Genomic DNA, 7,411 nt, shown 5'->3' with positions numbered 1-7,411 from the left:
TACTCGAGGTCCTGCTCCTGGGCCTTGGCCACCGTGACCGTCGCGAGGTTGGACAGCACGTCGTCGAGGTTGAAGTCGACCGTCTCGACATCCAGCTTGCCGGCCTCGATCTTCGAGAAATCGAGGATGTCGTTGATGATGCCGAGCAGCGCCGTGCCCGCGTTGTAGATCTTCTGCACGTAGTCGCGCTGCTTGGGCGCGAGCTCGGTGCGCAGCGCCAGGTGCGACATGCCGATGATGGCGTTCATCGGCGTGCGGATCTCGTGGCTCATGTTGGCCAGGAACATCGACTTGGCCTGCGTCGCGTCTTCGGCGGCGGCCTTGGCCTGCTCGAGCGCGCGCTCGTCTTCCTTCTGCGCGGTGATGTCGACCAGCCAGCCCAGGATGCCGGCCTTGCCCTCGTACTCGGTGGGCAGGTAGGTGGCCAGGATGTCGCGCGCCAGGCCGTCGGGGCCGTTCATCCGCAGCTCGTAGTTCCGGACGATGCCGTCTTTCTGAAGCATCGCCATCATGCGGTCGCGGTCGGCCGGGTCGGCGTAGGTGTCCGGCTGGTTCGTTCCCGTCAGCCGGATGAGCTCATGGGTGCGCGGGTTGGCGAACCGCACCGTTCCCTCCACGGAAATGGCCACGCCCACCGGGGCGGTTTCCAGGATGCGGCGCAGGCGCTCGCGCTCGTGGTKGAGCTCGGCGAGCTTGGCCTCGAGCGCTTCGGTGCGATGCGCGACTTCGCCTTCCAGCGTGGCGTTCGCCTGCGCGAGATCGTGCGTTGCCGACAGCAGCCGCTGCCGCATCGACTCCTGTGCCTGGGCCAGCTGGGCCACCTCGCGCCACGGCGTGGCCACCTGAACCGGCTGTGCCAGTTGCAGCTGGCCGATGCGGCTGCTTTCTTCCGACAGTTGCTCCAGCGGCCGTGCGAACTGGCGTGCGATGCGCGTGGCGAGTGCCGTGCCGCTGGCCACGGCCAGCGCGCCGAGCAGCAGCAGCATGGCGGCGCTGGCCCCTTTGTCGGGGACGAAATCGGCCTCCGGCGCCGCGACGGCCAGCAGCACCTGGTTCTGGCCGATGACGCTGCGCCGCACGAGCGCGTACCAGTGCTCGCCCTGGCTTGGGTAGCGCAGGTCTTGCCGCTCATCGGCAGCCCGCCACGCCTGGAGTGCATCGGCGAGCGGGGCCACGCCGAGCTGCGCCACGTCTTGCAGCACGCTGGAGCGGATGCCCTCGTCGGAGGCGAACCGGTCGCCGCGCGGCAGCCCCATCACGCGGCCATCCGGATGAAGGATGGCGGCCATGCCGTTGCGGCCCGCGACCACGCGGGTGGTGAAGCGCGAGAGGTCGAGCAGGCGCACGTCGTGGCTGATGACGAAGCGGTGGCCATCGGCAGCCGTCCAGCGGGCAGCGGCCGTGATGCCGGGCTCGCGGGTGGTGAAGAAGATGTACGGCGCCGTCCACGCCACCTTGTCGCCATCGGGGAGCGCCATCGCGGCCGTGAACCAGGGGCGTTGGCGGGCGTCGTAGTCGAGCTCGCGCGCTTCGATCCTGGTCAAGCGCTGTTGCTGGTCCCAATGCAGCCAGTAGGCGGTCTTGCCCCACTGGTCGGGGTTGGTCAGGCGGTTGACCCAGGTGCCGTCGGCATTGCGCAGCAGCAGGATCTCGCGGCCGGTCTCGCTGGCGAGCAGCACCGAGCTGATCTCGCCGTGGTTGGCGATCACCGAGAAGAAGAACTCGTTGAAGCGGGACAGGTCGTCCAGGCTCGCGCTGCCATGGCGCCCCCAATCCCTGGAGGTGCGCAAGGTCGTCTCTACGGTACCCAGGAGCTGCTGGGCGCGGCCATCGAGTTCGGCTGCGGCCTGCTGCAGCTGTGAATGGGCCAGCTGGCCCACGGCAGGCCTGACGATGACGTAGAAAGCGCTGAGCGCAAAGACGAGCAGGACGGCCACGGCCAATGCCGAAATGCGGAAGACCAACGCACTTCGGATGGACCTTCTGTCGCGATTGACGGTCGCAGCGGCCACGCTCTCTCCCTGCTTTTGCGGCGGAGTATGCGGCAGCGGGGTGAACTGCGCCAGGCGCCCGTCGGCGTGGACGCCGAGGCGGGAGGGTGGATGCTGACGAACTTCAGGCCTGGTTCCTGCCCGGCAGCTGTGCGCCACACGACACACGGATCACGAGTTCGGATTCGCGCTCGGCGTGTGATGGAACAGCCCCTGCCTGATGGTGCAGCTGCGCGAGCAGCAACTGCATGGCATCCTGGCCGTGCCCGATGGGATCTGCGCGCATGGTGGTCAGTGCAGGCACGGCGAACGCGGCCAGCGGAATGTCGTCGTAGCCGACCAGCGCGATGTCCTCGGGAATGCGGAATCCGGCTTCGTTCAAGGCCTTGATGGCACCGAATGCAATCATGTCGTTGCCAGCGAACAGGGCAGTGAACTCGTGGCCTCGCGCAATCAGGCGCTGCGTGGCGAGGTAGCCGCTGTGTGCGGTGATGTCACCGTATTCCACCCACTCGGGATCGGCGTCGACACCCTGCGCGCTGAGTGCGTCGCGCCAGCCCTGTTCGCGCTGGTGGACCGTGTGGTACTCGGGCTGCGCAAAGCTGACGTAGGCGATGCGTCGATGTCCCAGGCCGAGCAGGTGCTTGACCGCGGTTTGCGCCGACTTGCCGGTGTCGTGGCCGGTCGTGCAGAWCCCCTGGAAATCAGGCACCCCGCTTCCCAGCACGACCAGGGGAACGCGCGCATCGCGCAATCGCAGCAGGTGCTCCTGGTCGGCCGTGCGCAGATTGACGACGATGAGCCCGTCGATGCGCCGGCTGCTCACCAGGTTGACGAAAGCCCCGGGCTCGCGGCCCTCGTCTTCCGTCGATTCGATCAGCAGCTTCAATCCGTGTCGATGGCATTCCTCGTTGATGGTCGCGATCAACTGGCCCAGAAACGAGTCGACATACAGATGCGAAGCCTTGGGAATCACGAGCCCGACCGTTCCCGCCGTGCCCCGCGCGAGCGTGCGGGCCGCCGCGTTGGRCTCGTAGCCCATCTCGCGTGCGGCTGCGAGCACGCGTTTCCGGGTGGCGTCGCTGATGCCCTGATCCAGCACGTTGTTCAGCACGAACGAAACGGTCGTGCGCGACACCCCTGCACGGCGAGCTACCTCGCTGCTCGTGGGAGGGTTCTTGGCGACGTGGGGCATGGGCAGGGTCCGGGGAGCGACAAAGGTTCAGGTGCGCAGGTAGTCGGGCATCAACGCGCCGTGCGCTGCCAGCAGCTCGTCGACCATCGCTCGAATCTGCGCCAGATCGAGCACTGCGGCCGTATGGGGGTCGAGCATCGCAGCATGGTACACATGCTCGCGGTCCTGCTTCAAGACCGACTCGACGACCAGCTCCTGCACGTTCACGTTGGTCCGCATCAAGGCGCCCAGCTGCACCGGCAGCGCCCCGATGCGGGTCGGGCGCACGCCGTTGGCGTCGACCACGCACGGCACTTCGACCGCGCAACCATCGGGCAGGTTGTCGATGAGGTGGTGATTCGGCACGTTGCCATACACCACCCGCGGCTCACCGCTGACCATCGCGTGAATGATCGTGCCGCCGTATTCGACCGACCTCTCGACCGTGTTCAGGCCTTCGAGCAGACGCTCCGCATGGTTCAGCTCGCGCGGCATCACGTGGATCCTGGCCGCGCCCAACTCCTCGCGCAGTTCGCGCACATCCTGCGAGCCGGGGGCCTCGAGTTCGCGTTCGATGTAGGGCCAGGCATGCTCGAAGACCTGGCAGCGACCGGGGTACTCATCGAGCGGAATGTTGTAGTGGGCCAGCAGTTCTTCGCGGCCCTCCTTGATGAACCAGGGCACGTACTCGCTGAAGTGCTCGCTGGACTCCGTCGGGAAGTAGCCGAGCTGGCGCAGCATCTCGTAGCGGACGCGATTCCATTCCGGCATGCGGCCCTCGGCTCCGATCTGTCGCAGCCTGGGCATCAGGTCTTCACCGTTGCGCTCGAAGCGCAGGTAGAACGCCATGTGGTTGATGCCGGCGCAGGTGTAGTTGATCTCATCCAGGGGCAGGCCGAGGTCGGCAGCCAGTTCCTGCGCCGTGTGTTGCACGCTGTGGCACAGCCCGACGGTCGGGATGCGGGTCGACACCCGGTTCAGGGCCCAGGTGATCATCGCCATCGGGTTGACGTAGTTCAGGTGGATCGCACCGTCGGCGCACACGTCTTCCATGTCACGCAGCATGTCGAGCTGGACAGGGATCGTGCGCAAGCCGCGCATGATGCCGCCGATGCCCAGCGTGTCGCCGATGGTCTGGCGCAATCCGTACTTCTTCGGGATCTCGAAATCGGTCACCGTGGCCGGGCGATAGCCGCCGACCTGGATCGTGCTGATGACGAAGCGCGCGCCTTCGAGCGCCCGGCGGCGGTCGGTGGTCGCGCTGATCTGCGGTGTCGCGCCGAGCGCCTCCGCCATGCGACGCGCCACCTGCGTGGCCAGGGCCAGGCGATGCTCGTCGATGTCGTGCAACGCGAACTCGCAGCTCGCAAGTTCGGGATAGGAAAGGATGTCACCCAGCAGGTTTCGGGTGAAGACGATGCTGCCTGCGCCAATCAGCACGATTTTCAGACGGCGTTGGGTCATGAGAGGAATCCCCTTGGTTGTCGCATAGCGTATTCGCATGCAGTCTGACACGAGTTAGTTTTACTCTAACTCGCGTTAGTTAGGTGTATTCACCAGATCGGAGTTGCCGTCGAACCAACTACGATGCGCCCACCCCATCCGCGTCAGCCGTTGAAGGCCTGATGAACACCACAGCGTCATCCCTCGCATCCCGGCGGCCGGCCATCCTCCAGCGCGGTAGACCGCATGGGCTCGGTGYCATGCGCCGCGCCGAAACGCTGACCGCGTGGGGGCTCGTGCTGCCGGCCCTGATTGGTTTCCTGGTGTTCTACGCGTGGCCGACGCTGCGTGCGATCRAAATCAGTTTCACGGACTGGAACCTGCTGCGCGAGCCGAAGTTCATCGGCTGGGGCAACTACGCCCGCATGCTCGAAGACGGCAGGTTCTGGCAGGGCATGGGCCTGGTGGCGATGCTCTTTCTCGCCGGCATGCAGAACATCCCCCGCTACCTGTACGAAGCTGCCGCCCTGGAAGGCGCGTCCGAATGGCAGATGTTCTGGCGCGTCACGCTGCCGCTGCTGCGCCCCGTCATGGTGTTCGTGCTGGTCACGAGCGTCACCGGCTCGTTCCAGATCTTCGACACGATCGCCGTCACGACCAACGGAGGGCCGCTCGATTCGACCCGCGTGATCGTGCACTACATCGTGCAGAACGCCTTCAGCTTCTACAAGATGGGCTATGCGTCGGCCATGTCGATGACGCTGTGCCTGGTGATGCTGGCCTACACGGTGGTTCAGATGCGTGTCTTGCGCGCCTCCGAACACGACCTGGCGTGAGCCGCACACCATGAGCGCGTTCGTCATCCCGGGCCTGCCCCGCAGGCTCGTGTCCCCCGGCCGCCTGCTGGCCTGGGGCCTGCTTCTCGTGATGCTCGGCGTCACGCTGATGCCGCTGTGGATGATGCTGAAGACCGCGTTGATGCATCCGGGCGAGGTGTTCACGCAGTCGAYGCAATTGCTGCCCAGCGACCCGACGCTGCTCAACTTCAAGCGCGTGCTGAGCCTGCTCAGCACCGAGGAGAGCCTGGCCGTCGGCGGTTCGGGCGCTGACATCAACTTCGCGCGCGCACTCGCCAACTCGGCGCTCTTCACCGCGATCATCGTCGTGCTGCAGACCACCTCCGGGGCCATGGCGGCCTACGCCTTCGCTCGCCTGCGCTTCCCGGGCAGCAGGCTGCTGTTCGCGCTCTTCATCGGTTCGATGATGGTGCCGGGCGTCGTGACCTTCATCCCGAACTTCATCCTGATCAAGGACCTGGGCTGGCTGAACACGATGGCCGGCATGGTGGCCCCGTTCTGCCTGATGCAGGGCTTCTCCGTGTTCTTCCTCAGGCAGTCCTTCCTTTCGATTCCGCGCGATCTGGAAGAGGCTGCGCTCCTGGACGGTGCTTCGTACCTCTACATCTTCACGCGCGTCGTGCTGCCGCTGTCGATCACGCCGCTCGCGACGATCGCGATGCTCACCGGCATCAACATGTGGAACGAGTTCTTCTGGCCGTACCTCGTGGCGAAGGACGGAACGCAGCAGGTGCTGCCGGTGGCGCTGCAGACCTTCAAATCCCAGACCCCGCAAGGCCAGCCCGACTGGACCGGCCTGATGGCCGCCACCGCCATCAGCGTGTTGCCCAGTCTCGTGCTGCTGGTCGTCTTCGGGCGCCGCGTCGTCGAGTCGGTTCAGTTCAGCGGCGGCAAATGAAGCGCCCCGTGCATCCCGTTCCCCCGCCACTTCACAAAATGCATCGGAGACAACCCATGTCGATCAAGGCCATTCCCCTGTTCGTCGCAGTCAGCGCACTGGCAGCCGGCGCGGCTCAAGCCGCCGAAGTCAGGTACATGCTGTGGGATTCCAACCAGCTGCCGGCCTACCAGCAATGCGCCGCAGACTTCCAGAAGAAGAACGCTGGTACCACGATCAGGATCACGCAGTCGGGCTGGGGCGAGTACTGGACTGCGATCTCCACCGGTTTTGTGTCCGGTACAGCGCCCGACGTGTTCACCGACCACCTGGCCAAGTATCCCGAGTTCGTCATCAACAAGCAGCTTGTCGACCTCACGCCCTTCATCAAGCGCGACAAGCTCGACACCGGCATCTACGCCGGCGGGCTGTATGAGATCTGGGGCCGCGACGGCAAGCAATATGGCCTGCCCAAGGACTGGGACACGATCGGCTTCATCGTCAACATGGAGCAGGCGAAGAAGGCCGGCGTGACGCTGGCCGAACTGCAGTCCATGGCGTGGAACCCCAAGGACGGCGGCAGCTTCGAGCAGGTCGTGCGCCGGCTGACGGTGGACGCCGCCGGCAACAACGCGACCAGCCCGAAGTTCGACAAGAAGAACGTCAGCGTCTACGGCTATCAGACCTCCGAAAGCGGCGGCATGATGGGGCAGATCCAGTGGAGCCACTTCGCGGTGTCGAACGGCTTCAAGTTCCAGGACAAGCCCTGGGATGCGAAGTTCTACTACGACGACCCCAAGCTTGCAGAAACGATGACCTATCTCGCCGGGTTGCCGGGCAAGGGTCTCTCGGCCAGCTTCGAGAACGCCAAATCGCTCGGTGCGGACGCGATGTTCGTCGGCAAGAAGGCGGCGATCGTGCCGCAGGGCTCGTGGATGATCACGTACTTCCGGGACAACGCGAAGTTCGAGCATGCGTGGGTGCCGCTGCCCCCGGGACCGACGGGCACGCGCGCCACGATGTTCAACGGCCTGGCAGATTCGATCTGGGCCGGCTCCAAGGTCAAGGA

At 65.5% G+C, this 7,411-nt stretch carries 6 protein-coding genes; 3 read left to right on the top strand and 3 right to left on the bottom strand.

Features of this window, described 5'->3' with window-relative positions:
* The 3 genes from AC1D01_RS19430 to AC1D01_RS19420 form a co-directional block, all read right to left on the bottom strand.
* Positions 1 to 1,937, bottom strand: a 1,937-nt coding sequence (locus tag AC1D01_RS19430; protein ID WP_477869148.1) for a histidine kinase dimerization/phospho-acceptor domain-containing protein, incomplete at its 3' end; no start/stop codon positions are given.
* A gap of 178 nt (positions 1,938 to 2,115) precedes the next feature.
* Positions 2,116 to 3,186, bottom strand: a complete 1,071-nt coding sequence (locus tag AC1D01_RS19425) for a LacI family DNA-binding transcriptional regulator (protein ID WP_477869146.1) — start codon at positions 3,184 to 3,186, stop codon at positions 2,116 to 2,118.
* Between the two features lie 27 nt (positions 3,187 to 3,213).
* Positions 3,214 to 4,629, bottom strand: coding sequence for an alpha-glucosidase/alpha-galactosidase (locus AC1D01_RS19420; RefSeq protein WP_477869144.1), 1,416 nt, complete (start codon positions 4,627 to 4,629; stop codon positions 3,214 to 3,216).
* 239 nt (positions 4,630 to 4,868) lie between these two features.
* On the opposite strand from AC1D01_RS19420, the gene AC1D01_RS19415 reads away from it, so the two are divergent.
* From AC1D01_RS19415 to AC1D01_RS19405, 3 genes are all read left to right on the top strand, one after another.
* Positions 4,869 to 5,444: a carbohydrate ABC transporter permease gene (locus AC1D01_RS19415; RefSeq protein ID WP_477869142.1), complete on the top strand. Its 576-nt coding sequence runs from the start codon at positions 4,869 to 4,871 to the stop codon at positions 5,442 to 5,444.
* 10 nt (positions 5,445 to 5,454) lie between these two features.
* Positions 5,455 to 6,363 (top strand): carbohydrate ABC transporter permease, encoded by a 909-nt coding sequence (locus tag AC1D01_RS19410; RefSeq protein WP_477869140.1) that lies wholly within the window; start codon positions 5,455 to 5,457, stop codon positions 6,361 to 6,363.
* Positions 6,364 to 6,419: 56 nt separating this feature from the next.
* Positions 6,420 to 7,411 (top strand): extracellular solute-binding protein (locus AC1D01_RS19405; RefSeq protein WP_477869138.1); only part of this gene is annotated, 992 nt, incomplete at its 3' end.

The organism is Rhizobacter sp. P3_B12, assembly GCF_056402895.1.
Note: the sequence above shows the minus strand (reverse complement) of the source record. Positions and strands in the feature narration are given on the sequence as shown.